Here is a 24762-nt window from a genome sequence, read left to right on the forward strand (position 1 = left end):
CGGCCTGCCTCGTCACCTGGCCGAGTTCATCGGCGCGCTGCACCTCTCGCCGTTTGCGTTGATGCTGCTGCTCATCGTGTTCTTCATCCTGCTGGGCTGCTTCCTGGATGGCATCTCCATGGTGGTGCTGACCATTGCCGTGCTGCTGCCCACCGTGGAGGCTGCGGGCTTTGACCTGGTGTGGTTCGGCATCTTCATCGTGCTGGTGGTCGAGATGGCGCAGATCACGCCGCCCGTGGGCTTCAACCTGTTCGTTCTGCAGGGCATGACGCGCCGTGAAGTCACCTGGATCGCCCGCACCGCGCTGCCCTTGTTTGCCCTGATGATCGTCGCGGTCATCATGACTTACTTCGTGCCCGACGTGGTGCTCTGGCTGCCGCGCCAGATGCAGGGCTGATCCACCGCACTGCTTCCCAGCCTGCACAGGAGTCCCCATGAAAACCGTTGTGTTGCTGGCCGCGCTTGCCGTGGCCCCGATGGCGCACGCCCAGACCCAGTGGAAACTGGCCACGGGCTACCGCGCAGAGTCCTTCCACACCCGCAATGTGGTGCAGTTTGCGCAAGACGTGGAGCGCGCCTCGGGCGGGGCGTTGCGCATCGAGGTCCATGCCAACAACACGCTGTTCAAGCTGGGCGAGATTCCCCAAGCCGTGCAGGACGGCAAGGCCCAGGCGGGCGAAACCATCATGACCAGCCTGGTGCAGGGTATGCCCATTGCCGGGGCTGACACCGTGCCATTTCTGGTGCGCAGCTACGCCGATGCGCGCCGCCTGTGGGACCTGCAGCGCCCGCTGATCGACGGGCACTTTGCAGCCAAGGGCCTCAAGGCCTTGTATGCCGTGCCCTGGCCGCCCCAGGGGCTGTTCTCCATTGGGCCGGTGCGCTCGTCGGCCGACTTCAAGGGCACGCGCATGCGCACCTACAACCCGGCCACCGTGCGCATTGCCGAGCTGCTGGGCGCCACACCGGTGGACGTGCCCATGGTCGAAGTCAACAAGGCGCTGTCGGCGGGCAAGCTCGACTCCATGATCACCTCGGCCCTGACCGGGGTGGAGAACCAGGTCTGGGGGCAGATCAAGCAGTACTACGGCATCAATGCCTGGTTGCCCAAGAACATCGTGTTTGTGAACCAGCAGGCTTTTGATGCGCTGCCACCCGCTGCGCGCCAGGCCGTGACCCAGGCGGCGGCACAGGCCGAAACACGTGGCTGGGCCCTGAGTGCCGCCGTGGCCGAAGAGTCGGTGGGCGAGCTGCAGCGCAAGGGCATCAAGGTCGAACGTGCATCCGCCGAGCTAGACACCGAACTCAAGCGCCTGGGCGAACGCTTCTCCCGCGAATGGGTGCAGTCGGTGGGCAACGAGGCCAACAAGATTTTCATTCCCTACTACTTCCAACGCTAGTCCGTTAGTCCGTCAGTTCATCCGTTAACCAGTGAGTCCTATCACCATGCAAGCACCCACCACCATGACCACCGCACCGGCCGGCAACCGCTGGCAGTTCTGGATCGACCGGGGCGGCACTTTCACCGACATCGTGGCCAAGCGGCCCGATGGCTCGCTCACCACCCACAAGCTGCTGTCCGAAAACCCCGAGCAGTACAAAGACGCGGCCGTGGCGGGCATCCGCCACCTGCTGGGCCTGCAGCCCGGCGAGCCCGTCACCCCGGCGCTGGTGGAATGCGTAAAGATGGGCACTACCGTGGCCACCAACGCGCTCTTGGAGCGCAAGGGCGAGCCCACGCTGCTGGTCACCACACGCGGTTTTCGCGATGCGCTGCGCATCGCCTACCAGAACCGCCCGCGCCTGTTTGACCGCCACATTCAGCTGCCCGAGCTGCTGTACACCGAGGTCATCGAAGCCCGCGAGCGCATGGGCGCCCATGGTGGCGTGCTGCAGAACCTGGATGAGGCCACCTTGCGCGGTGACCTGCTGGCGGCCTATGGGCGTGGCCTGCGCAGCGTAGCCATTGTGTTCATGCACGGTTACCGCTACACCCAGCACGAGCAGGCGGCCAAGCGCATTGCCAAAGAAGTGGGCTTCACGCAGATCAGCACCTCGCACGAAACCAGCCCGATGATGAAGTTCGTGAGCCGGGGCGACACCACGGTGGTGGATGCCTACCTCTCGCCCATCCTGCGCCGCTATGTAGAGCAGGTGGCCAGCGAGATGCCGGGTGTCAAGCTGTTCTTCATGCAGTCGTCCGGCGGGCTCACCGATGCGGGCACCTTCCAGGGCAAGGACGCGATCCTGTCCGGCCCGGCGGGCGGCATTGTGGGCATGGCGCGCACGGCGGGCCTGGCCGGGCATGAAAAGGTCATCGGCTTTGACATGGGCGGCACCAGCACCGACGTGAGCCACTACGCAGGTGCTTTCGAGCGCGAGTTCGAGACCCATGTGGCCGGTGTGCGCATGCGCGCGCCCATGATGAGCATCCACACGGTGGCGGCGGGAGGCGGATCGGTGCTGGCGTATGACGGATCGCGCTTCCGCGTAGGCCCCGAGAGCGCAGGTGCCAACCCCGGCCCGGTGAGCTACCGCCGGGGCGGCCCGCTGGCCGTGACCGATGCGAACGTAATGGTGGGCAAGGTGCAGCCGCGCTACTTTCCCAGTGTGTTTGGCCCGGCAGCCAACGAAACGTTGGACGCCGATGCGGTGCGTGCCCGCTTCCAGGAGATTGCCACCCAGACCCAGCGCCAGCCCGAAGAAGTGGCCGAAGGCTTCATCCAGATCGCCGTGCAGCAGATGGCCAACGCGATCAAGAAGATCAGCGTGGCGCGCGGCTACGACGTGACACGCTACACCCTGCAGTGTTTTGGCGGCGCAGGCGGCCAGCACGCCTGCCTGGTGGCCGACGCCTTGGGCATGTCGCGCGTGTTTGTGCACCCGCTGGCGGGTGTGCTCAGCGCCTACGGCATGGGCCTGGCCGACCAGACCGTGATCCGCGAACAAGCCGTGGAGATGCCACTGGCCGCTGCCTCGCTACCCCTTATTGCCGAGCGGCTGGAGGCCCTGGGCGCTGCTGCCCAGGCCGAACTGGAGCGCCAGCAGGTCAGCGCCAACCCGGTGCAGGTGCGCCACAACGTGCATGTGCGCTACGAAGGCACCGACTCGGCCTTGGTGGTGCCGTTTGGCGACTTGGCCAGCATTCAGGCCGCCTTTGAAAAGGCCTACCGCCAGCGCTTTGCCTTCCTGATGGCGGGCAAGGGCCTGGTGGTGGAGGCCGTGTCGGTCGAAGCCATGATTGCAGGCGATGCCCCCGCCGAGCCGCGCCTGCCTGTGCACCCGCACCGCAAGCACCCGCAACGCGAGAGCGTGCGCATGTACTCGGGCGGCGAATGGCACACCGCCGCGCTGGTGGTGCGCGAAGACCTGCACCCCGGCGATGTGATCCCGGGCCCCGCCATCATTGCCGAGAAGAACACCACCACGGTGGTGGAGCCCGGCTGGTCTGCGCGTCTGACCGACCTGGACCACCTGGTGCTGGACCGCGTCACGGCGCGCAAGGTGCAGTACGCCGCAGGCACCACGGTGGACCCGGTGCTGCTTGAAGTGTTCAACAACCTGTTCATGAACATCGCCGAGCAGATGGGGCTGCAGCTGCAGAACACCGCCTACTCGGTCAACATCAAGGAGCGCCTGGACTTCAGCTGTGCGCTGTTCGATGCCGCAGGCAACCTGATCGCCAACGCACCCCACATGCCCGTTCACCTGGGATCAATGGGCGAGAGCATCAAGACCGTGATCCGCGAGAACGCGGGCAAGATGCACCCGGGCGATGTGTACATGCTCAACGACCCGTACCACGGTGGTACGCACCTGCCCGATGTGACGGTGATCACCCCGGTGTACGTGGCCGAAGGCGCCGAGCCCACCTTTTATGTGGGCAGCCGGGGCCACCATGCCGACATCGGTGGCACCACGCCGGGCTCCATGCCACCGTTCTCCACACGCATTGACGAGGAGGGCGTGCAGATCAACAACGTGAAGCTGGTGGACCGTGGCATCTTCCTGGAAGATTCCGTGCGCAACCTGCTGGCAACGGGTGGCGGCACCACGCCATACCCCAGCCGCAACCCCGAGCAGAACCTGGCTGACCTGCGTGCGCAGATCGCAGCGAACGAAAAGGGCGTGCAAGAGCTGTCGAAGATGGTGGACCAGTTTGGCCTGGATGTCGTGCAGGCCTACATGTGCCACGTGCAGGACAACGCCGAAGAATCGGTGCGCCGCGTGATCACGCAGCTGAAAGACGGGCAGTTCACCCTGCCGCTGGACAACGGCGCGCAGATCAGCGTGTCGGTCAAGGTCAACGTGGCCGAGCGCAGCGCGGTGATCGACTTTGCGGGCACCAGCCCGCAGCAGATGAACAACTTCAATGCCCCGCGTGCCGTGTGCATGGCGGCCGTGCTGTATGTGTTCCGCACGCTGGTGGACGACGACATCCCGCTCAACGCCGGTTGCCTCAAGCCGCTGCAGGTGATCATCCCGCAGGGCTCCATGCTCAACCCCAACCCGCCCGCTTCGGTGGTGGCAGGCAACGTGGAGACGTCCACCTGCATCACCAACGCGCTGTTTGGCGCCCTGGGGGTGATGGCGGGCAGCCAGCCCACCATGAACAACTTCACCTTCGGCAATGCGCAGTACCAGTACTACGAAACCATTGCCGGTGGCAGTGGTGCGGGCGCGGTGCTCGATGCATCGGGCCGGGCGGTGCGTGGCTTTGACGGCACCAGCGTGGTCCAGACCCACATGACCAACTCGCGCCTGACCGACCCCGAGGTGCTGGAGTTCCGCTTCCCGGTGGTGCTCGACAGCTACGAGATCCAGCGCGGCTCGGGCGGTGCAGGCCGCTGGGCGGGCGGCGACGGCGGCGTGCGCCGGGTGCGGTTCCTGGAGGCGATGACGGCCAGCATTCTCTCCAACGGGCGCCTGAACCCCGCTTTCGGCATGGCGGGCGGCCAGCCTGGGCGCGCGGGCGCCAACCGGGTGCTGCGCGCCAATGGCCAGGTCGAGGAGCTGGGCCACATCGGCGCTGCATTGATGGAGCCGGGCGATGTGTTCGAGATCTCCACGCCCGGCGGTGGCGGATTTGGAGAGTGCGTCGCGCACTGACCGCAGCGGTGAGGGTGGGGCGCTGGCTGCACTTGCCGCACTTGCCGCCAGCGCTGCCCTCGGCCTCGCCCCGGTTCCGCCGGGTGCGGGGCATGGATGAACCAGGAGAACACGCATGAACTACTTGCCCGCTACATCTGGTGTGTCTCAAGGCACCTCCCTGTCTGGAACCCGTGTGGATGCGGCCCATCCGGTACCACGGGCCGACGCGGCACAGGCGCCCACAGCGACCCGGCGGCGCAGCCGCAGCCTGAGCGTGGGCCAGAAGCTCGCCGCCAGCTTTGGCATCCTGGGTCTGGCCGTGGCGCTGCTGGGGGCCACTACCTGGTTGACGGGTGAGGGCACGGGCCGCCAGGCCGCTCTGCTGACGGCGGAGCAGCTGCCCATCGAACGCTCGGTGCGCGACTGGAAAACGCAGTCGGTGGCCATCGGCCAGATTGCGCTGCGCGCCACGCTGTCGTCGGATGTGTTCCCGCTGGTGGCCGAAATGCGCACGCAGCTGGCTGCCGAAGATGCCCAGCGCAAGCGCATCGAGGCGGCCTTGGCCCAGGCATCGACCGCCGAAAGCACCAAACCCCTGTGGGCCCAGGCCCAGGCGCAGCGGCAGCGCTATGCGGTGCTGCGCGATGCGCTGGTGCAGAACGCGCTCGAAGCCAAGATCATCAGCCAGAAGGAGCTGCAGGAGCATGCTGCCGCCCTGGCCCAGTACCTCACGGCCATCGACCAGTTGCTCGCGGCGTCGGAGCAGGCGTCTTTGCGGGCGGGCGACAGCATGATCAGCGACGCCTCACGCGCGCAGTGGATCAGCGCGATTGCCGTGCTGGTGGTGGTGGGGCTGTCGGCGCTGTTTGGCTGGCTGCTGCGCCGCTCCATCGTGTTGCCGCTGCGCCAGGCGTCCGACGCCGCTGCCGTGGTGGCGCGGGGCGATCTCACGGTGCGCATGGACACGCAGCGCACCGACGAGATCGGCCAGTTGCTCATGGCGCTCAACAGCATGGTCGAGTCGCTGCACTACGTGGTGACCGAAGTGCGCGACTCGGGCGAATCCATCCATGTGGCCAGCTCCGAAGTGGCGGCGGGTAACACCGACCTGAGCATGCGCACCGAACACGCCGCCAGCAACCTGCAGCAGACGGCGGCCAGCATTGCCCAGCTGGCGCAGATGGTGGCCGCCAATGCCGACAGCACGCGCCAAGCCAACGCGTTAGCGCTCAATGCCACCGAGGTGGCCAGCAAGGGGGGCGAAGTGGTCCACCAGGTGGTCAAGACCATGGAAGAGATCAACGCCAGCAGCAAGAAGATTGCCGACATCGTGGGCATCATCGACGGCATTGCGTTCCAGACCAACATCCTGGCGCTCAACGCTGCCGTGGAGGCCGCGCGCGCGGGCGAGCAGGGGCGTGGCTTTGCCGTGGTGGCCAGCGAGGTGCGCGGCCTGGCCGGGCGCAGCGCCAATGCGGCGCGCGAGATCAAGGCGCTCATCTCTGACAGCGTGGCCAAGGTGAGCGATGGCGCCAAACTGGTGGTGACTGCGGGATCCACCATGGGTGACATCGTGCACAGCGTGGAGCGCGTGACCACGCTGATGTCCGAGATCAACGAGGCCAGCAGCGAGCAGAGCACACAGATCGGCCAGGTGAGCCAGGCGGTGGACCAGCTCGACCACATGACCCAGCAGAACGCCGCGCTGGTGGAAGAGGGCGCGGCGGCGGCACAAAGCCTCAAGGACCAGGCCAACCGGCTGGCCGGGGCCATGGGGCAGTTTCAGCTCGCCCGGGCAGTGTAAAAATCGATAAAAAAGGGGCCCTGCGCGGGCCCCTCAAGCATTGTTTGCTATCAATTTTGATTACATGCCTGCGTAGTTCGGGCCACCGCCGCCTTCAGGGGTGACCCACACGATGTTCTGCGTGGGGTCCTTGATGTCGCAGGTCTTGCAGTGCACGCAGTTCTGCGCGTTGATCTGCAGGCGTTGGGCGTTGCCGCCCTTGGCTTCGTCGGCCACAAACTCGTACACCCCGGCAGGGCAGTAGCGGGCCTCGGGGCCTGCGTACTTGCTCAGGTTGATGTTGACCGGCACGCTCGCGTCCTTGAGCGTGAGGTGGGCGGGCTGGTTTTCTTCGTGGTTGGTGTTGCTGATGAACACGCTGGAGAGGCGGTCAAACGTGAGCTTGCCATCGGGCTTGGGGTAGACGATGGGCTTGCACTCGGCAGCGGGCTTCAGGTAGGCGTGGTCTGGCTTGTCGCGGTGCAGCGTCCAGGGGATGTGGCCGCGCAGCACGAACTGCTCCAAACCGTTCATCAGTGTGGCCGTGGTCAGGCCGTACTTGAACCAGTTCTTGAAGTTGCGGTCCTTGTTCAGCTCGGTGTAGAGCCAGCTCTTTTCAAAGGCTTCGGGGTAGGCGGTCAGTTCGTCGTGCTGGCGGCCTGCCACCACGGCGTCGTAGGCGGCTTCGGCGGCCAGCATGCCGGTCTTGATGGCGGCGTGGCTGCCCTTGATACGGCCCACGTTCAGGTAACCGGCATTGCAGCCCACCAGTGCGCCGCCCGGGAACACCGTCTTGGGCAGGGCATTGATGCCGCTGGCGTTGATGGCACGTGCGCCGTAGGACAGGCGCTTGGCCGTGATCTCGCCCTTCTCGTTCTCGAAGTAGTAGCGGACGTTGGGGTGCGTCTTCCAGCGCTGGAATTCCTCGAACGGGCTCAGGTAGGGGTTGGCGTAACCCAGGCCGGTGACGAAGCCCAGGGCCACCTTGTTGCCCTCCAGGTGGTACAGGAAGGCGCCGCCGTACGTGTCGTTCTCCATGGGCCAGCCCGCGGTGTGCATCACAAAGCCAGGCTGGTGCTTCTTGGGGTCGATTTCCCACAGTTCCTTCACGCCGATGCCGAAGCTTTGGGGGTCGCGGTCCTTGTCGAGGTGGAACTTGGCGATCAGCTGCTTGCCCAGGTGGCCGCGTGCACCTTCGGCGAACACGGTGTACTTGCCCAGCAGCTCCATGCCCAGCTGGAAGTTCTCGGTGGGCTCGCCGTCCTTGCCGATCCCCATGTTGCCGGTGGCCACGCCCTTGACGGAGCCGTTGTCGTTGTAGAGCACTTCGGCAGCGGTGAAACCGGGGAAGATCTCCACGCCCAGGGCTTCGGCCTGTTCGCCCAGCCACTTGGTCAGGTTGCCCAGGCTGATGATGTAGTTGCCATGGTTCTGCGCAAACGGCGGCAGGAACATGTTGGGCACGCGAAAGCCCGATTTTTCAGACAGGAAGATGTAGGCGTCGTCGGTGACGGGCTGGTTGAGCGGGGCGCCGCGCTTTTTCCAGTCGGGGATCAGCTCGGTGAGGGCCTTGGGGTCCATGATGGCGCCCGACAGAATGTGCGCGCCGGGCTCGGAGCCTTTTTCGAGCACCACGACCGAGACATCCTGGCCTTTTTCGGCCGCCAATTGCTTCAGGCGGATGGCTGTGGCCAAGCCGCCAGGGCCGCCGCCAACGACCACCAAGTCGTATTCCATGGATTCGCGGGGGCCATATTGGGCGAGGATTTCTTCGTTTGTCATGGGCTTCTCGTCGGGCGTTTGATAATGGACTATTGTCGGCAGAGCATGGGCCAGACCCTGTCTGTCTGGCGACTGATTGTATTCACGGAATATGGACAATCGAACGACCGTTCTTTTTTGATCAGTGGGGAGACTCTAAATGGCATACAGCATCGACTTGTCGGGCCGCGTCGCTTTCATCACCGGCGCATCGAGTGGCCTGGGCGCGCAGTTTGCGCGCACCCTGGCGCGTGCCGGAGCCGGGGTGGTGCTGGCCAGCCGCCGGGTAGAAAAGCTCAAGGAACTGCGCGCCCGCATCGAAGGCGAGGGCGGCGACGCCCATGTGATCGAGCTGGACGTGACCGACCATGCCTCCATCAAATCCGCCGTGGCCCATGCCGAGACCGAGATGGGCTCCATCGACATCCTGATCAACAACTCGGGCGTGAGTACCACGCAACGCCTGCAGGATGTGACGCCCGAGGACTACGACTTCATCTTCGACACCAATGTGAAGGGCGCTTTCTTTGTGGCGCAAGAGGTCGGCAAGCGCATGCTGGCCCGCTCGCGCGGTGCGGCGCCGGGCAGCTTCACCGGTGGGCGCATCATCAACATCGCCTCGATGGCAGGCCTCAAGGTGCTGCCGCAGATCGGCGCCTACTGCATGAGCAAGGCTGCCGTGGTGCAGATGACCCGGGCGATGGCCATGGAGTGGGGCAAGTTCGGCATCAACACCAACGCCATCTGCCCTGGCTACATCGACACCGAAATCAACCACCATCACTGGGATACCGAGCAAGGCCAGAAACTCATCGCCATGCTGCCGCGCAAGCGCGTGGGCAGCCCGCAGGACCTGGACGCGCTGCTGATCATGCTGGCCAGCGACCAGAGCCATTTCATCAACGGCGCGGTGATTGCGGCGGACGATGGCTTCGCTGTATGAAGATCGAAATCCCCGAGGTCAAAAAGCTGGTCTTTGAGACGCACTTCCCCGTGCGCTGGGGCGACATGGACGCAATGGGTCACGTCAACAACACGGTGTACTTCAGGTACCTGGAAACCGCGCGCATCGACTGGATGGTGTCGGTGGGCTGCAACCCCGACCCGCGCGGGCAGGGGCCGGTCATCGTCAATGCGTTCTGCAACTTCTACAAGCAGCTCGAATACCCGGCCGATGTGCTGCTCAAGCTCTATGTGAGCGACCCGGGCCGCACCACGTTCGAGACCTGGGGCACGATGGAACGCGCCGACCAGCCGGGCGTGATCTGCGCGGCAGGCGGGGCCACCACCATCTGGGTGGACTTCCCGCAGCAGAAGGCGGCACCGCTACCGGACTGGATGCGGGCGCTGGTTGCGGCTGACGCGTAGGCCTTGTCAGCCCTGCTTGGTGAAAGCGAGCCTGTCTATGACCGGCGTCCACCGCTGGCCATCGAAGACCGTGGCGCCGTAGATGCCCGCCAGGAGCATCACGCCGTCACCCACTGACAGATTGCCTGCGCAGGAATGCACCGCGTGCGGCACGTCCGCCTCTACCAGTTCGCCCCCGGCGATCTGCCAAAGGCCATAGTCCGAGGTGCACCAGACCCTGCCGCCGTACCAGACCATGTCCTTGAACGGCAGCGTCATACGGCCCTCGTGGATGATTTCCCAACGGTCTTCCCGGCCTCGCAGCACCGAGCCGCCCTGGGCGCCAACATAAACATGGCCGTCACCTGCGCAACACACGTTGTGCAGCAGCATTCTGGACGGCAACGCGCACTGCAGCCAGCGATGCCCGTTGTATCGCCATAGGTCTCCGTAGCCGCCAGCGGCATACAGATCGTTGGATGCAAACCCGTCCACGGAATGGAGGCCCCAGTCCGTGCCAAATTCGAGGCTTTTCCCCGTGCCGGGTTTGGGAAGGATGGAATTGGCGCACAGTGATTCCCATTGATCTACGCCGACTCGGCGGGCGATGGTGCGCCATGGCCCCGCCACATACACATGGCCAAACAGTGTCGAGGCGCACGTGATGGAGCCACGACGAGGCCCATCGGGGCCATACTCAATTTGCTGCTCCATGTCATTTTTGCCACCACCCAGAACGGCCACTTCGCCCGTGCTGTCAATCAACACAGCCTGTTCGACAGGGTGATGGGCAACGGCCAGCTTGGAGCGTAGAAATCCCAGGTACTGACCGCAACCGATGCGGCGTGTGGGCTCGGCATTGACAAAGAAGTTGATCAGACGAATTTGTTTGCCGGTGTCTGAGTCTTGTGAACACCCCTCGTCTGGCTGGTTTTCCCTGAGCAGAAAACTGAACGTGTCACGCGACCTGACAGCGGCGTCTGTCAGGCTGTATCCCTGGAAAAAAGTCTGGTACTCCAGCTCGTTCAGCATTGATGGGCTCTCCTTGCAAGGGCTCCATTGCTTGCGGGTGAGGCGCAGGAGCGGTCGTCAGGCCGGGTGTCAGGTTTTTTGTTTCGGCACCCGTCCCATCAGATAGAACTCGGGGTTGGGCAACATGCCCGCAAAGCTGGCCATGCGGTTGCTCAGCCCAAAGAACGCGGTGATGGCCGCGATGTCCCAGATGTCCTCGTCGTCAAAGCCGTGGGCGTGCAGCGCAGCGAAGTCGGCGTCCTCGATCTCGTGCGAGCGCTGGCAGACCTTCATCGCAAAGTCGAGCATGGCGCGTTCGCGTGGGCTGATGTCGGCCTTGCGGTAGTTCACGGCCACCTGGTCGGCAATGAGGGGTTTCTTTTCATAGATGCGCAGGATCGCGCCGTGCGCCACCACGCAATACAGGCACTGGTTGGCCGCGCTGGTGGTGGTGACGATCATCTCGCGCTCGCCCTTGGTCAGGCTGCCTTCTTCTTTCAGCATGAGTGCATCGTGGTACGCGAAGAACGCGCGCCACTCGGCCGGGCGGCGCGCAAATGCCAGGAACACGTTGGGGATGAAACCCGCCTTCTCCTGCACTTCCACGATGCGTGCGCGGATGTCTTCGGGCAGGGTGTTCAGGTCGGGGAAGGGGTAGCGGCTCACGGCGGTCTCCTATGGTTTTTTGTGGTTCGGGTTGCGGGGCAAGTATCAGGGATGCCACTGGGTGGCTCGTACGGGGCTTTGTGCGGGTGCGGCCGAGTTGCCCGCCAGTGCATACGACAGCTGCGTGGCAGCAGCCATCACGGTTTGCGCCAGCGCTTCTAGTTTTTCCGCGGGCAGGCGCGATGCCGGGCCCGAGATGCATACCGAGCCCATCAGCCGCCAGTGCATGCCGAAGACTGGCGCGGACACGGTGGCCACACCCTGTTCGCGCTCGCCAATCGACCAGTGGTAGCCCTTCCTGCGGATCTCTTCGTAGGCCTTGCCCGGCTCGCCCGAAAACGCCAGGATCACGCGCCCTGGCGAGCCTTTGTCGAGTGGCAGGCCTTCGCCTATGCGGGCGTGGTGGCGCAGAGCCTGCGGGCCTTCCACGCGCACCAGGCAGGTCCGCACATTGCCTTCACGCACGTAAAAGGCAGCGCTTTCGCCCGTGGCAAGGGTCAGCTCACGCAGCGCGGGCTCCAGCACGTTCTGTACATCAAAACCGGCCTGGTAGCGCGCGCCCAGCCAGCCAGCAGCGGGCCCCAGGCGCCAGTCGCCGTCTTCGCGCTGCACCATGAAGCCCGACTGCGCCAGCGTGCGTGCCAGGCGCAGCACGGTGGTCTTGTGCAGGCTGCAGCGGCGGCTCAGCTCGGCCAGAGACAGGCTCGATTCACCCAGTGCAAACGCCTCCAGCACCTGCAGGGCGCGCGTGACGGCGATGACACCACCGCCAGGTTCTGCATCGGCCGGAGCCATGGGGCGGGGCGCGGGCGTAAGTGCGAGGGTGGGGGCGGGGGGCTGGGAGGGCTTGGTGGGACGGTTGCTCATGGCGCAATTCGTTTCATTGTATGCAACTGCATTGTATGGGTTGAAACGTCTGCGTACAGTCGCACCCACGGCGCTGGACCAGAACACGGATCACAACAAAGGCCCTGCAGACCGGCGTGACGAACCACCACAACGGAGACAAATCCATGACCGCCTTCACTTCACTTTCGCGCTCCTTGTGCGCTGCCATTCTGGGCCTGGCCGCCGCTGCAGTGCCCACCGGGGCCGCTCTGGCGCAGGCCTTTCCGGGCAAGCCCATCCGCCTCATCGTGCCGTTCCCGCCCGGCGGCGGCACCGACATGATTGCGCGCACCGTGGCGCAAAAGCTCACCGACCAGAACAAGTGGAACGTGATCGTGGACAACCGCCCCGGCGCAGGCGGCAACCTGGGGGTGGACGCCGCCGCCAAGTCGCCTGCCGATGGCTACACGCTGGTCATGGGCCAGACGAGCAACCTGGCCATCAACCCCACGCTCTACCCCAAGCTGCCCTACGACCCGATCAAGGATCTGGTGCCTGTGGCCCTCGTGTCGTCCTCGCCCATCGTGATGGCTGCGCCCGCCAATTCGCCGTTCAAGTCGTATGCCGATGTGGTGGCCGCCGCCAAGGGCAAGCCCGATGCGCTCACGCTGGGCTACTCGGGCAACGGCACCGTGGCCCACCTGGCGGGCGAACTGGCGGAAGACGCGGCAGGCATCAAGCTGCGCCACATCCCCTACAAGGGCGCCGCCCAGGCCATGACGGACCTGGTGGGCGGGCAGATCGACCTGTACATGTCGTCCGTGCCCACGCTGCTGGGCCAGGTGCGCAACGGCAAGCTCAAGGTCATTGCCATCACCTCGGCCAAGCGCTCGCCCCAGCTGCCCGATGTGCCCACGCTGGCCGAGTCCGGCTACAAGGGCTTCGAGGCTGTGACCTGGTTCGGCATCCTGGCACCCGCCGGTACACCAGCCCCCATCGTGGCGCAGCTCAACAAGGCCATCAACGCGGCCCTGCAGCAGCCCGATGTGGCTGACAAGCTGCGTTCTGAAGGCGGTGAGGTGTTGGGCGGCACGGCCGAGCAGTTCAGCCAGCTGCTCAAAGCCGAAGTGCCGCGCTGGGCCAAGATCGTGAAGGATTCGGGCGCCAGCCTGGACTGACAGCGTCGCCCGCGCCGCAGCCCCACCCACGCTCACACAGCCATCGCCATGTCCCGCGATTGCCTTGTCACGCCCGTACCGTTCTCGGCGGGCGCCACCGTGCCGCGCACGGCACTGCCCGCCGGGTCTTGCGACTGCCATGTGCATGTGTACGACCAGCGCTTTCCTGCCGCACCCGGTGCCAGGCTGCTGCCGCCCGATGCGTCAGCGCAGGACTACCGCGCGCTGCAGCGGCGCATCGGCACCACGCGGGTGGTGCTGGTCACGCCCTCGACCTATGGCACCGACAACCGCTGCCTGCTTGCAGGGCTGGCCGCATTCGCAGCCATGGGCGTGGAGGCACGTGGCGTGGCGGTGATCGACGGCCAAGAAAGCGATGCCGAGTTGCAGCAGCTGCACGCCGCCGGCGTGCGCGGCGTGCGGCTGAACCTGTCGCTGGGTGTGTCCGGCTCGGTGGATTCCATCGTGCCGCTGGCCCGGCGCATTGCGCCCTGGGGCTGGCATTTGCAGCTGCTGATGCCGCCGGATCTGCTGGCAGGGCTGGGCGCCGTGCTGCGGCAGTTGCCCGTGCCGCTGGTGTTTGACCACTTTGGGCGCATTCCCCCCGAGCAGGCAGCGCACCATGCCGCACATGCGGTGCTGCTGGAGCTGCTGCACAGCGGGCAGGCGTGGGTGAAGCTGTCCGGCGGCTACATCGTGAGCAGCATGCATTCGGTGGAAGACCCGCTGCTGGACGCGCTTGCCGCCAGCTACCTGCACTGTGCGCCCGGGCGTGTGCTGTGGGGCAGCGACTGGCCGCACGCCACGGCAACGGCTGGCGTACAGCCCCTGCCCGATGACGCCCGCCAGGTGGACCGGCTGGTGGACTGGACCGCAGCCTGCGGCGGCCCCGCGCTGCTGCGCCAGGTGCTGGTGAATAACCCGCAGGCGCTCTACGGCTTCGGCCGACCGCTGTGAAACCCCTTGTTTGATTGTTTGGAAGGCATTGCCATGACCCCCACTTCACGCCCCCTCCATCACATCTCCCGTCGCAGCCTGCTGGCCCTGGGGGGCGCCATGCTGGCCGCCCCTGCATGGGCGCAGGCCGACTGGCCCGGCGGCAAACTCATTACCTGGGTGGTGCCGTACCCTGCGGGCGGCAGCACCGACGTGCTGGGCCGCAACATCGCGCAGCGCCTGGGCCCGGCATTGGCCACCAACGTGGTCGTGGACAACAAGGCGGGCGCCACCGGCACCATTGGCGCAGCCTTTGTGGCCAAGGCGCAGCCAGACGGCCTGACGCTGCTGGGCACCTCCATCGGCCCGCAGGCGATTGCGCCGCACCTCATGCCCAAACTGCCTTACGACCACATTGCGGCGTTCGAGCCCGTGGTCACCGTGGGCACCATCCCGCACATCCTGGTGGTGGGGGCCAACCAGCCGTTCAAGACCGTGGCCGACCTGCTGGCAGCAGCCAAGGCGCAGCCGGGCAAGCTGGCGTTTGCCTCGGGCGGCAACGGCACCATCCTGCAAATGCAGGGCGAGTTGCTGCAGCAACAGACCGGCGCGCGCTTCATCCATGTGCCCTACAAGGGCGACACACCGGCGCTGCAGGACACGCTGGCCGAGCAGGTGCAGTTCATGTTTGCACCGGCCGCCGCCGCGCTGCCCCATGTACAGGCGGGCAAGCTGCGTGCGCTGGCCGTCACGTCGGCCCAGCGCCTCAAGTCCCTGCCATCCGTGCCCACGATGGGCGAGGTGGGCATGAAGGACTTTGTGGTGGAGCAGTGGCAGGCCGTTTTCGCGCCCGCCAGGACGCCCACGGCCGTGGTGCAGCGCCTGAACCAGGAAATCAACAAGGCCCTGAAAGACCCTGCCGTGGTGGCCCTGGCCGACAAGCTGGGCGTGACGCTGGTGGGGGGCACGCCCCAGCAACTGGGCGACCTGCAAAAGGCCGACTCCGCCAAGTGGGCCAAGGTGATCAAAGACGGAAACATCCAGGCCGACTGATGGGCGCGCCTGCCAGCCCCCTCCACCCCTTTTACTTTTCTACCTGATGGAACAACCATGAACCAACTCCCTGAAATCATCCGCACCATCGAGCGTGTGGGCGCCGACGTCGTGGCCAAAGCCTCCACCTTCCAGGCCGCCATCCTGTCCGACGTGGCAGGCCGCCGCGGCACCATGCATGGCCGCGTGGCGCCTGTGCACCAGAGCATGAAGGTGGCGGGCCCCGCCTTCACCGTGGAAGTGCGCCCCGGCGACAACCTCATGATCCACGCCGCCATCGCGCTCGCCCAGCCGGGCGATGTGCTGGTGATCGACGGCAAGGGCGACCAGACCGCCGCGCTGATGGGCACGCTGATGCTCAGCGCGTGCAAGAAGCGCGGCCTGGCCGGCGTGATCGTGGATGCGTCCATCCGCGACAAGCTCGAAATTCTGGAGCTGGACTTCCCCGTATTCAGCGCGGGCTTCAACCCCGCAGGCCCCACCAAATTTGTACCCGGCCGCATCAACCACCCCATCAGCGCCGGTGGCGCCACCGTGAACCCCGGTGACCTGGTGGTGGGCGACGCCGATGGCGTGGTCGTCATCGAGCGCGAAAAAGCCCCCGCCATGATGGCCCTGGCAGACAAGAAGGTGGCCGACGAAGCCGCCCGCATCGAAGCCATTGCCCGGGGCGACACCGCCGCGAAGTGGCTGCCCGCCGCCCTGCGCGCCGCGGGCGTGCTGAAAGAAGGAGAAACCCTGTGAGCCAACCTACCATCATCGTGACTGGCGCCGACTTGGCGCAACAAGCCCTCGACCTGCTCACGGGCTACGCAATCGTCTACGCAGGCAAGGCGCCCACGGAAGAAGACCTGGTGGCCTTGTGCCGCACGCACAACCCCGTAGCCATGATCGTGCGCTACGGCAAGGTCGGCGCTGCGGTGATGGACGCAGCCCCCGCGCTCAAGGTCATCTCCAAGCATGGCAGCGGCACCGACACCATCGACAAGGTCGCCGCCAAAGCCCGTGGCATTGAAGTGGTGGCCGCCGTGGGCGCCAACGCCGCCGCCGTGGCCGAGCAGGCGCTGGCTCTGCTGATGGCCTGCGCCAAATCGGTGGTGCAACTCGATGCGCGCATGCACGCTGGCCATTGGGACAAAGCCACGCACAAGAGCCTGGAACTGGGTGGCCGCACCGTGGGCCTGGTGGGCCTGGGCGCGATTGGCCTGCGCTTTGCCAAGATGGCCGACGCCCTGGGCATGCGTGTGATCGGCTTCGATCCGTTTGCCAAGAACCTGCCCGCGTACGTGCAGGCGGTGGATCTGGAAACGATCTGGCGCGAATCGGATGCGATTTCGCTGCACTGCCCGCTGACCGACGATAACCGGGGCATGCTCAACGTCACCACGCTGGCGCAATGCAAGCGCGGCGTGATCGTGGTGAATACCGCACGTGGCGGTCTGATCGACGAGGCTGCGTTGCTGGCGGCCGTGCGCTCGGGCCAGGTCATGGCTGCGGGGCTCGACAGCTTTGCGGTGGAGCCCATGACGGCAGGCCACCCATTCCAGGGCGAGAAGAACTTCGTCCTCAGCCCCCACATCGGCGGTGTGACGAGCGATGCCTACGTGAACATGGGCGTGGGCGCCGCGAAGAATCTGCTGGCCGTGCTGGCCCGCAGCGCCGTGGCTGCCTGATCGCAGATTTCCATCCACAACAACGAAGGTGCCGGTGCCGCGCACGCTGAAGCGTTGTGCGGCACCGGCCCCCTGGAGACAAGAAACATGCAACAAAACTTCAAGAAAAATAGGCCGATAGCGCTCGTAAATAAAGCGCTGGCAGCTATGGTTTTGGTAGTAACCGGCGCTGCAGGCACGCTAGGCGCAACGCCTGCGCAGGCCCAAGGAGCCTGGCCGGACAAGCCGCTCAAGCTCGTAGTGCCGTACCCGGCCGGTGGCAATGCCGACAACACCGCCCGCCTGCTGGCCACGCAGCTCGGCCAGCGCCTGGGCCAGCAGGTGGTGGTGGACAACCGCCCTGGCGGCAGCGGCACGATTGGTGCCACGGCTGTGGCCAAGGCCCCGGCCGATGGCTACACGCTGCTGCTCGATGCCACGGCTTTCACCGTCAACCCCAGCTTGTTCCCCAAGCTGCCGTTTGATGCGACCAAAGACTTTGCACCCATCTCGCTGGTGCTGCAGGTGCCACTGCTCATGGTGGTGCCCGCCAACTCGCCCTTCCAGTCGGTGGCCGATGTGGCCAAGGCCGCCAGGGCGCGGCCAGGCCACTTGACCTACGCATCGGCGGGCAACGGCGGCGCGCAGCATCTGGCGGGCGAGCTGTTCAAGCAGGGACAAAAAGTGGCCATCACCCATATCCCGTACCGGGGCGGGGCACCAGCGCTCACTGATCTGATCGGTGGGCAGGTGGACGTGATGTTCAGCGCCACCACGGCCAGCGGCCCATTCGTCAAAAGCGGCAAGCTGCGGGCGCTGGCCATCTCGTCGCCCCGCCGCGCCGAGGGATGGGAATCTGTGCCCACCGTGGCCGAGTCTGGCGTGCCCGGCTTCCAGGTCAGCGAGTGGAACGGCTTGTTCGCCCCCGCAGGCACACCGCGCCCTGTGCTGGAGCGGCTGGAGGCCGAAACCCGTGCCATCGTGGCCAGCCCCGAGATGAAGAAGCGCTTTGCCGAACTGGGCGTGCAGGGCGTGGGCTCCAGCGCGCAGGAGTTCAGCGCCTTCTTGAAGGCCGAAGCCATCAAGTGGGCCGAGGTGATTCGCACTGCTGGCATCCGCATGGATTGAAGGAGACTTCGCCATGTTGGAGCAAAAAATGCCTTTGGCGCCTATCAGTCAAGCGCTGGTAGCTATTGTTTTGGTAGCATCTGGCGCCGCCCATGCGCAAACGGGCGCAGCGACCTACCCGACCAAGCCCGTGAAGCTGGTGGTGGGCTTTGCCGCAGGCGGCCCCACCGATGTGGTGGCGCGCGCATTTGCCGACCACGCCAGCCGCGCGCTGGGCCAGCCGTTCATCATCGACAACAAGCCGGGCGCGGGCACCATCATTGCCGCGCAGGCCGTGGCCAGTGCACCGGCCGACGGTTACACGCTGCTGTTCGGCGCCACCAACCACGCCATGATTCCGGGGCTGTACCAGGGCCGTATCAAGTTTGACGCGGTGAAGTCTTTCCGCCCGCTGTGCACGGTGGCCAGCAGCCCCACGGTGCTGGTGGTGGCTCCCAGCCTGCCGGTGAAGACCCTGGCTGACTACCAGGCCAAGGCCCGCGCCGAGCCCGGCCGCGTGACCGCAGGCACGGCCGGGGCGGGCAGCTCAGGCCATTTCGCCACCGAGATCTTTGCCCGCGCCCAGGGCCTGCAGCTCAACCATGTGCCCTACAAGGGCGCTGCACCCGTGGTGACGGACCTCATGGGCGGCCAGCTTGACAGTTCGTTCGCCACCTTGGGCTCGGTGCTGCCGCAGATCCAAAGCGGCAAGCTGCGTGCGCTGGCCGTGGGCGCACCTAAGCGCTCAGCCCTGGTGCCCGACGTGCCGACGTTTTCCGAGGCAGGCGGTGGCAATTACGCTGCCGACGTGTGGTACGGCGCGCTGGCCCCCGCAGGCCTGCCCGAGCCCATTGCCCAGGCGCTAGAGCGCACGGCGGCCGACTTTGCCAAGAGCGCATCGGCCATCGACAAGCTGCGCGGCCTGGGGCTGGACGCTGAGTCGGTCTGCGGCAATGCCTTTGCCAGCCGCGTGGCCCGCGAAGTGACCACCTATGGCCAGATGGCCAAAGCGCTCGACCTCAAAGCAGATTGAGCTACATACAAGGAGACTCTCATGCAACGCATTCACACCTCACTGGGCGCAGCCCTTGCGCTGACCTTCGCCGTGGCCCATGCCATGGCACAAACCGGCTACCCGGACAAAGCCGTCAAGATCGTGGTGCCATACCCACCCGGCGGTGCGGTCGATCAGGTGACCCGGCGCATTGCCCAAAAGCTCACAGAGCAAACCGGCCAGAGCTTCTTTGTCGAAAACAAGGCGGGTGGCACGGGCACCATCGGTGCCAACCAGGTGGCGCGTTCGCCGGGCGATGGCTACACGCTTTTGGCCAATGACACCACGTACTCCATCCTGCCCCAGGTGTTCAAGAAGCTGCCTTGGGACTACGCCAACGACCTGGTGCCTGTGGCCGGTTTCAACTTCGCCCCCACCACCGTGGTGGTGGCCGCCAACTCCCCGTTCAAAACGCTGGGCGACCTGGTGGCATATTCCCAAGCCAACCCGGGCAAGCTCAACTACGGCACCGGTGGAGCGGGCACCATGCCCCACTTCGCCACAGAAGCATTGCAAGGTGCCAGCGGCCTCAAGGCCACCCACGTGCCCTTCAAAGGCGCTGGGGAAGCGACCTTGGCGTTGCTGGGCGGGACCATCGACTTCCAGATTGCATCGACCCCAGGCGTGATGGGGCAGGTGCGTGGCGGCAAGGTGCGCCTGCTGGCAGTGAGCGGCGAGCAGCGGCTCAAGGCCGTGCCCGATGTGCCCACGTTTGCCCAAGCGGGTGCGCCGGGCTACAAAGTGGTCAATTTCACCGGCCTGTGGGCTCCCAAGGGCACGCCAGAGGCGGTGCTGGACAAGCTGCGCCAGGAAATCACCAAAGCCATGGCCAGTGCCGATCTTCAGACCTTTGCCACTGACCTCGGTGCTGTGCCCAGCGTGCTCAGTGGAACCGCCTTTGCGGACAAACTGAAGGCAGATGCCCAGCTGTGGGAGTCGGTGGCGGTCAAAGTGGGTATTGAGAAGCAATGAATCCGGTGCCCCACTCGGTGGGCCTGAACCGCCCGCAGCGCCAGTTGCCGCCCGGCGCGTGCGACAGCCACATGCACATCTTTGACCCGCGCTTTGCGCCATCAAGCCACTGGCCGCGCACGCCGCCGGTGGCGCCTGTGGCCGCGTATCGGCAGCTGCAGGTGCGCCTGGGCACCACGCGCACGGTGGTGGTCACGCCATCCACCTACGGCACCGACAACGCCTGCACGCTGGATGCGCTGGACCAGCTGGGCGACGCTGCGCGCGGCGTGGCCGTGGTGGGTGAGGATGTGAGCGCGGATGAACTGGCCCATCTGGCCGTACGCCGCGTGCGCGGGCTGCGGGTCAACTTTGTCTCGCCGCAATCGTGGGGCACCACCACACCCGCCATGCTGGCCACCCTGGCGCGCAAGGTGGCCGAGCACCCGGCCTGCGCGGGCTGGCATATCCAGATTTTTGTGCACCCTGAGCAACTTATCCAACTCGCACCCCAGTTGCGCACCTTGCCTATGCCTGTGGTCATCGACCACCTGGGCCGCATTGATCCGGCCCAAGGCCCCGTTGCACAGGCCTATGGCGTGGTGCGCGGCCTGCTGGATGGGGGCAACACCTGGGTCAAGCTCTCGGGCGCCTACATGCGATCGACCGTGCATGGCCCCAGCTACGCCGACACGCTGCCGCTGGGCCAGGCCCTGGTGCAGGCTGCGCCCGAGCGACTGGTGTGGGGCAGTGACTGGCCGCACACCACCGAGACGCCTGGCACCGTGAACGACGCCGATCTGGTGGACCTGCTCCAGGCCTGGGCTGGCAGCAACGCGGCCATGGACCGCATCTTGGTCGACAACCCGGCGCGGCTGTATGGTTTCGATGCCGCTCCCGCTGCCTGAGCGACCCTGACTGAACGAACCTGAAAGCCCTCGCCATGTTTTTGCTGCAAGCCCCTGAGGTCCGGGACCTCGACGTCTTCACCACCATGCCCGAGCACTTTCGCCGCCGCGAGCGCAGCGATTGGGCCGATGCCAACCGGGGCGGCACCATCACCGATTCGTTCCTCGAAGGCCCGGTGTTCGATGAGGCTGGCAACCTGTACGTCAGCGACATCCCCTGGGGTCGCGTTTTCCGCATCAACCCCCAAGGCGAATGGACGCTCGTGGCCGAGTACGACGGTGAGCCCAACGGCCTGAAGTTCTTGAAGCCTGGCGCGCTGCTCATCACCGATTACAAGAACGGCCTGATGCAGCTGGACGTGGCCACGGGTGCTGTCACCCCGTACCTTCAGCGCCGCAACAGCGAGCGCTTCAAGGGCGTGAACGACCTGATCTTCGACGCGGAAGGCAACCTGTATTTCACCGACCAAGGGCAGAGCGGCCTGCACGATCCGAGTGGTCGCCTGTACCGTCTGCGCCCCAACGGCCAACTGGACTTGCTGCTGCACAACGTTCCCAGCCCTAACGGCGTGGCCTTGTCGCCCGACGGGCGAGTGCTCTACCTGGCCGTGACGCGTGGCAACTGCGTGTGGCGTGTGCCCCTGCTGCCCGATGGCAGCGTGGCCAAGGTCAGCCAGTTCTTTACCTCTTACGGTCCGAGCGGCCCCGACGGCCTGGCCGTGGATGCCGAAGGCCGCCTGCTGGTGGCCAACCCCGGCCTGGGTTATGTGTGGGTGCTGAACCACCGGGCGGAGCCAGTGCAGGTGCTGCGCGGCGCGCCGGGTAGTTCCACCACCAATCTCGCCTTTGGCGGGGCAGGGCGCACCACGGTGTATGTCACGGACTCCACCCATGGGCGCATCTTGCGGGCTGACATGGGTGCACCCGGACTGCCGCTGGCGCGCTTGCGTTGAAGCTGGCAACACAGCTTCAGCCAACCTGGGGTTCAGGGAAATCAATGGTGTTTCAATGTTCTATTGAAATTGGCTATTAATGGGATTCAATCGATTCAATTTACCTGTCATCGATTGCTTCCTACCATCTGCCCTGTTGATGCGTTCATTCACGTTCTTACAGGAGATGCCCCATGACCACCGAAGCCAAGTGCCCCTTTGACCACACCAAGGCCGTGCCCACGGGCCCCCGCAATGCCGACTGGTGGCCCAACCAGCTCAATCTCCGCCCCCTGAACCAGAACTCGCCGCTGACCGACCCGATGGGAGACGGCTTCAATTACGCCGAGGAATTCAAGAGCCTCGATCTTGCAGCGCTCAAGGCCGACCTGCGCGCCCTGATGACCGACTCGCAGGACTGGTGGCCCGCAGACTTTGGCCACTACGGTCCGCTGTTTGTGCGCATGGCCTGGCACAGTGCGGGCACCTATCGCCTGGCAGACGGGCGTGGTGGCGCCGGGGCAGGGCAGCAGCGTTTTGCACCGCTCAACAGCTGGCCCGACAACGCCAATCTGGACAAGGCGCGCCGCCTGCTCTGGCCCGTCAAGCAGAAATACGGCCGCAAGATTTCGTGGGCCGACCTGATGATTCTGGCGGGCAACGTGGCGCTGGAATCCATGGGCTTCAAGACCTTTGGCTTTGCTGGTGGCCGCCCCGATGTGTGGGAGCCCGATGAAAACGTGTATTGGGGTGCTGAAAGCACCTGGCTGGCTGGCGACAAGCGCTACAGCGGCGAGCGCGATCTGGCCAACCCGCTGGCCGCCGTGCAGATGGGCCTGATCTATGTGAACCCCGAAGGCCCCAATGGCAACCCCGATCCCGTCGCCGCCGCCCGTGACATCCGCGACACCTTTGCACGCATGGCCATGGACGACGAAGAGACCGTGGCATTGATTGCTGGCGGCCACACCTTTGGCAAGACCCACGGTGCGGGCGATGCGGCCCTGGTGGGCAAGGAGCCCGAAGGCGCGGGCATTGAGGAACAGGGCCTGGGCTGGAAAAGCAGCCATGGCTCTGGCAAGGGTGGCGACACCATCACCAGTGGCCTGGAAGTCACCTGGACCACCACGCCCACGCAGTGGAGCAACAACTTCTTCGAAAACCTGTTTGGCTACGAATGGGAGCTGACCAAGAGCCCGGCGGGCGCCCACCAGTGGACGGCCAAGGGAGCTGCGGCGACGATCCCGCACGCGCACGATCCGTCGAAAAAACTGGTGCCCACCATGCTCACCACCGACCTGTCGCTGCGCTTTGACCCGGCCTACGAAAAGATTTCGCGCCGCTTTCTGGCGCACCCCGAGCAGTTTGCCGATGCGTTTGCGCGCGCCTGGTTCAAGCTCACGCACCGTGACATGGGGCCGCGTGCGCGTTACCTGGGCGCCGAAGTGCCTGCCGAGGTGCTGGTGTGGCAAGACCCGGTCCCGGCCGTGGACCACGCACTGGTCGATGCACAGGACATTGCTGCGCTCAAGGCCAAGTTGCTGGCATCGGGCCTGTCCATTTCGGAGTTGGTGTCCACGGCGTGGGCCTCGGCCTCCACCTTCCGGGGCGGCGACAAGCGCGGCGGTGCCAATGGCGCACGCATCCGTCTGGCGCCGCAGAAGGACTGGGCTGTGAACCAGCCTGCGCAACTGGCCAAGGTGCTAGGCCAGCTCGAAGCCATCCAGCGCGACTTCAATGCCGCGCAGACCGGCAGCAAGAAGATATCGCTGGCCGACCTTATCGTGCTGGCCGGTGGCGCCGCCGTCGAGGCCGCAGCGAAGCATGCCGGGCAGAGCGTGACCGTGCCTTTCACCCCCGGCCGCACCGATGCCTCGCAGGACCAGACCGATGTGCCGTCGTTCGAGGTCATGGAGCCTGTGGCCGATGGTTTCCGCAACTACGTGCGCCCCGGCCTGGAAGGCGCTGTGGCCGAGTTGCTGGTGGACCGCGCCAACCAGCTCACCTTGACCGCGCCGGAAATGACGGTGCTGGTGGGTGGCCTGCGCGTGCTGGGTGCCAATGTAGGGCAGACGGCCCATGGTGTCTTTACGCAGCGCACCGGCACCTTGAGCAACGATTTCTTCGTGAACCTGCTCGACATGCGCACCCAGTGGCAGAAGTCCGCCACCTCGGCGGGCGTGCTGGAAGGTGTGGATCGCAGCACAGGTGCCAAAAAATGGACCGGCACGGTGGCCGATCTGGTGTTTGGCTCCAACTCCGTGCTGCGCGCGCTGGCCGAGGTCTATGCCAGCAGCGATGCGCAGGCGGTGTTTGTGCAGGACTTCGTCCGCGCCTGGACCAAGGTGATGAACCTGGACCGGTTTGACCTGGCGGCCGCCAAGGCCTGAGCGTTGTGCCGATGCCTCCTGCAGATCCTGATGGAAATTGCAGGGGCCGTTTTTCTTTGTGCGTGGACGGGGCCGCTACGATGGTGGCCCCCAAAGAACCGAACCAGAGAGCCG

The 24762-nt window shown here is 65.5% G+C and carries 21 protein-coding genes; 17 read left to right on the forward strand and 4 right to left on the reverse strand.

Features of this window, described 5'->3' with window-relative positions; translation table 11 throughout:
* From ACTPOI_RS00005 to ACTPOI_RS00020, 4 genes are all read left to right on the forward strand, one after another.
* Positions 1 to 397: TRAP transporter large permease subunit (locus ACTPOI_RS00005; RefSeq protein WP_440105276.1), on the forward strand; the 397-nt coding region annotated here is incomplete at its 5' end.
* 37 nt (positions 398 to 434) lie between these two features.
* Positions 435 to 1400: a TRAP transporter substrate-binding protein gene (locus tag ACTPOI_RS00010; RefSeq protein ID WP_440105278.1), complete on the forward strand. Its 966-nt coding sequence runs from the start codon at positions 435 to 437 to the stop codon at positions 1398 to 1400.
* A gap of 46 nt (positions 1401 to 1446) precedes the next feature.
* The gene (locus tag ACTPOI_RS00015; protein WP_440105280.1) at positions 1447 to 5109 is read left to right on the forward strand and encodes a hydantoinase B/oxoprolinase family protein; all 3663 of its coding nucleotides are present in this window, start codon (positions 1447 to 1449) and stop codon (positions 5107 to 5109) included.
* 115 nt (positions 5110 to 5224) lie between these two features.
* Positions 5225 to 6895: a methyl-accepting chemotaxis protein gene (locus ACTPOI_RS00020; RefSeq protein WP_440105282.1), complete on the forward strand. Its 1671-nt coding sequence runs from the start codon at positions 5225 to 5227 to the stop codon at positions 6893 to 6895.
* 60 nt (positions 6896 to 6955) lie between these two features.
* Here ACTPOI_RS00020 and ACTPOI_RS00025 read toward each other — a convergent pair whose 3' ends face one another.
* The gene (locus tag ACTPOI_RS00025; protein WP_440105284.1) at positions 6956 to 8656 is read right to left on the reverse strand and encodes an electron transfer flavoprotein-ubiquinone oxidoreductase; all 1701 of its coding nucleotides are present in this window, start codon (positions 8654 to 8656) and stop codon (positions 6956 to 6958) included.
* 139 nt (positions 8657 to 8795) lie between these two features.
* Between ACTPOI_RS00025 and ACTPOI_RS00030 the strand changes: the two genes are divergently transcribed.
* The gene (locus tag ACTPOI_RS00030; protein WP_440105286.1) at positions 8796 to 9578 is read left to right on the forward strand and encodes an SDR family oxidoreductase; all 783 of its coding nucleotides are present in this window, start codon (positions 8796 to 8798) and stop codon (positions 9576 to 9578) included.
* On the forward strand, positions 9575 to 10003 hold the full coding sequence (locus tag ACTPOI_RS00035) for an acyl-CoA thioesterase (RefSeq protein ID WP_440105288.1): 429 nt from the start codon (positions 9575 to 9577) through the stop codon (positions 10001 to 10003). Before ACTPOI_RS00030 ends, ACTPOI_RS00035 begins: the two co-directional genes overlap by 4 nt.
* Before the next feature lie 6 nt (positions 10004 to 10009).
* Here the strand turns inward: ACTPOI_RS00035 and ACTPOI_RS00040 are convergent, their stop codons facing one another.
* The 3 genes from ACTPOI_RS00040 to ACTPOI_RS00050 all read right to left on the reverse strand — a co-directional run bounded on the left by ACTPOI_RS00040 (position 10010) and on the right by ACTPOI_RS00050 (position 12526).
* Positions 10010 to 11014, reverse strand: a complete 1005-nt coding sequence (locus ACTPOI_RS00040) for a hypothetical protein (protein WP_440105290.1) — start codon at positions 11012 to 11014, stop codon at positions 10010 to 10012.
* A 69-nt stretch (positions 11015 to 11083) separates the two neighbouring features.
* A complete protein-coding gene (locus ACTPOI_RS00045) occupies positions 11084 to 11659 on the reverse strand; it encodes a peroxidase-related enzyme (protein ID WP_440105292.1) in 576 nt (191 codons plus the stop codon).
* Between the two features lie 45 nt (positions 11660 to 11704).
* A complete protein-coding gene (locus tag ACTPOI_RS00050; protein WP_435366950.1) occupies positions 11705 to 12526 on the reverse strand; it encodes an IclR family transcriptional regulator in 822 nt (273 codons plus the stop codon).
* 146 nt (positions 12527 to 12672) lie between these two features.
* On the opposite strand from ACTPOI_RS00050, the gene ACTPOI_RS00055 reads away from it, so the two are divergent.
* From ACTPOI_RS00055 to katG, 11 genes are all read left to right on the forward strand, one after another.
* Entirely contained in the window at positions 12673 to 13665 is a 993-nt protein-coding gene (locus ACTPOI_RS00055) for a Bug family tripartite tricarboxylate transporter substrate binding protein (RefSeq protein ID WP_094290651.1), read from the forward strand.
* A 48-nt stretch (positions 13666 to 13713) separates the two neighbouring features.
* A complete protein-coding gene (locus tag ACTPOI_RS00060) occupies positions 13714 to 14622 on the forward strand; it encodes an amidohydrolase family protein (protein WP_440105295.1) in 909 nt (302 codons plus the stop codon).
* 33 nt (positions 14623 to 14655) lie between these two features.
* Complete coding sequence (locus ACTPOI_RS00065) at positions 14656 to 15654, forward strand: Bug family tripartite tricarboxylate transporter substrate binding protein (RefSeq protein WP_094290738.1); 999 nt, start codon at positions 14656 to 14658, stop codon at positions 15652 to 15654.
* Positions 15655 to 15711: 57 nt separating this feature from the next.
* The gene (locus ACTPOI_RS00070) at positions 15712 to 16398 is read left to right on the forward strand and encodes an RraA family protein (protein WP_252659568.1); all 687 of its coding nucleotides are present in this window, start codon (positions 15712 to 15714) and stop codon (positions 16396 to 16398) included.
* The gene (locus ACTPOI_RS00075; RefSeq protein WP_440105298.1) at positions 16395 to 17327 is read left to right on the forward strand and encodes an NAD(P)-dependent oxidoreductase; all 933 of its coding nucleotides are present in this window, start codon (positions 16395 to 16397) and stop codon (positions 17325 to 17327) included. Before ACTPOI_RS00070 ends, ACTPOI_RS00075 begins: the two co-directional genes overlap by 4 nt.
* A gap of 147 nt (positions 17328 to 17474) precedes the next feature.
* Positions 17475 to 18434, forward strand: coding sequence for a Bug family tripartite tricarboxylate transporter substrate binding protein (locus ACTPOI_RS00080; protein WP_440105300.1), 960 nt, complete (start codon positions 17475 to 17477; stop codon positions 18432 to 18434).
* A 13-nt stretch (positions 18435 to 18447) separates the two neighbouring features.
* Positions 18448 to 19446, forward strand: coding sequence for a Bug family tripartite tricarboxylate transporter substrate binding protein (locus ACTPOI_RS00085; protein WP_440105302.1), 999 nt, complete (start codon positions 18448 to 18450; stop codon positions 19444 to 19446).
* Positions 19447 to 19467: 21 nt separating this feature from the next.
* Positions 19468 to 20439 carry a Bug family tripartite tricarboxylate transporter substrate binding protein gene (locus ACTPOI_RS00090; RefSeq protein WP_440105304.1) on the forward strand — a complete coding sequence of 324 codons (972 nt, stop codon included), beginning with the start codon at positions 19468 to 19470 and terminating at the stop codon, positions 20437 to 20439.
* Positions 20436 to 21326: an amidohydrolase family protein gene (locus ACTPOI_RS00095; protein WP_440105306.1), complete on the forward strand. Its 891-nt coding sequence runs from the start codon at positions 20436 to 20438 to the stop codon at positions 21324 to 21326. Before ACTPOI_RS00090 ends, ACTPOI_RS00095 begins: the two co-directional genes overlap by 4 nt.
* A gap of 35 nt (positions 21327 to 21361) precedes the next feature.
* A complete protein-coding gene (locus ACTPOI_RS00100) occupies positions 21362 to 22279 on the forward strand; it encodes an SMP-30/gluconolactonase/LRE family protein (RefSeq protein ID WP_440105308.1) in 918 nt (305 codons plus the stop codon).
* A 173-nt stretch (positions 22280 to 22452) separates the two neighbouring features.
* Entirely contained in the window at positions 22453 to 24648 is a 2196-nt protein-coding gene (gene katG / locus ACTPOI_RS00105) for a catalase/peroxidase HPI (RefSeq protein WP_440105310.1), read from the forward strand.
* The last annotated feature ends 114 nt before the right edge of the window (positions 24649 to 24762 follow it).

The organism is Acidovorax sp. BL-A-41-H1, assembly GCF_051942715.1.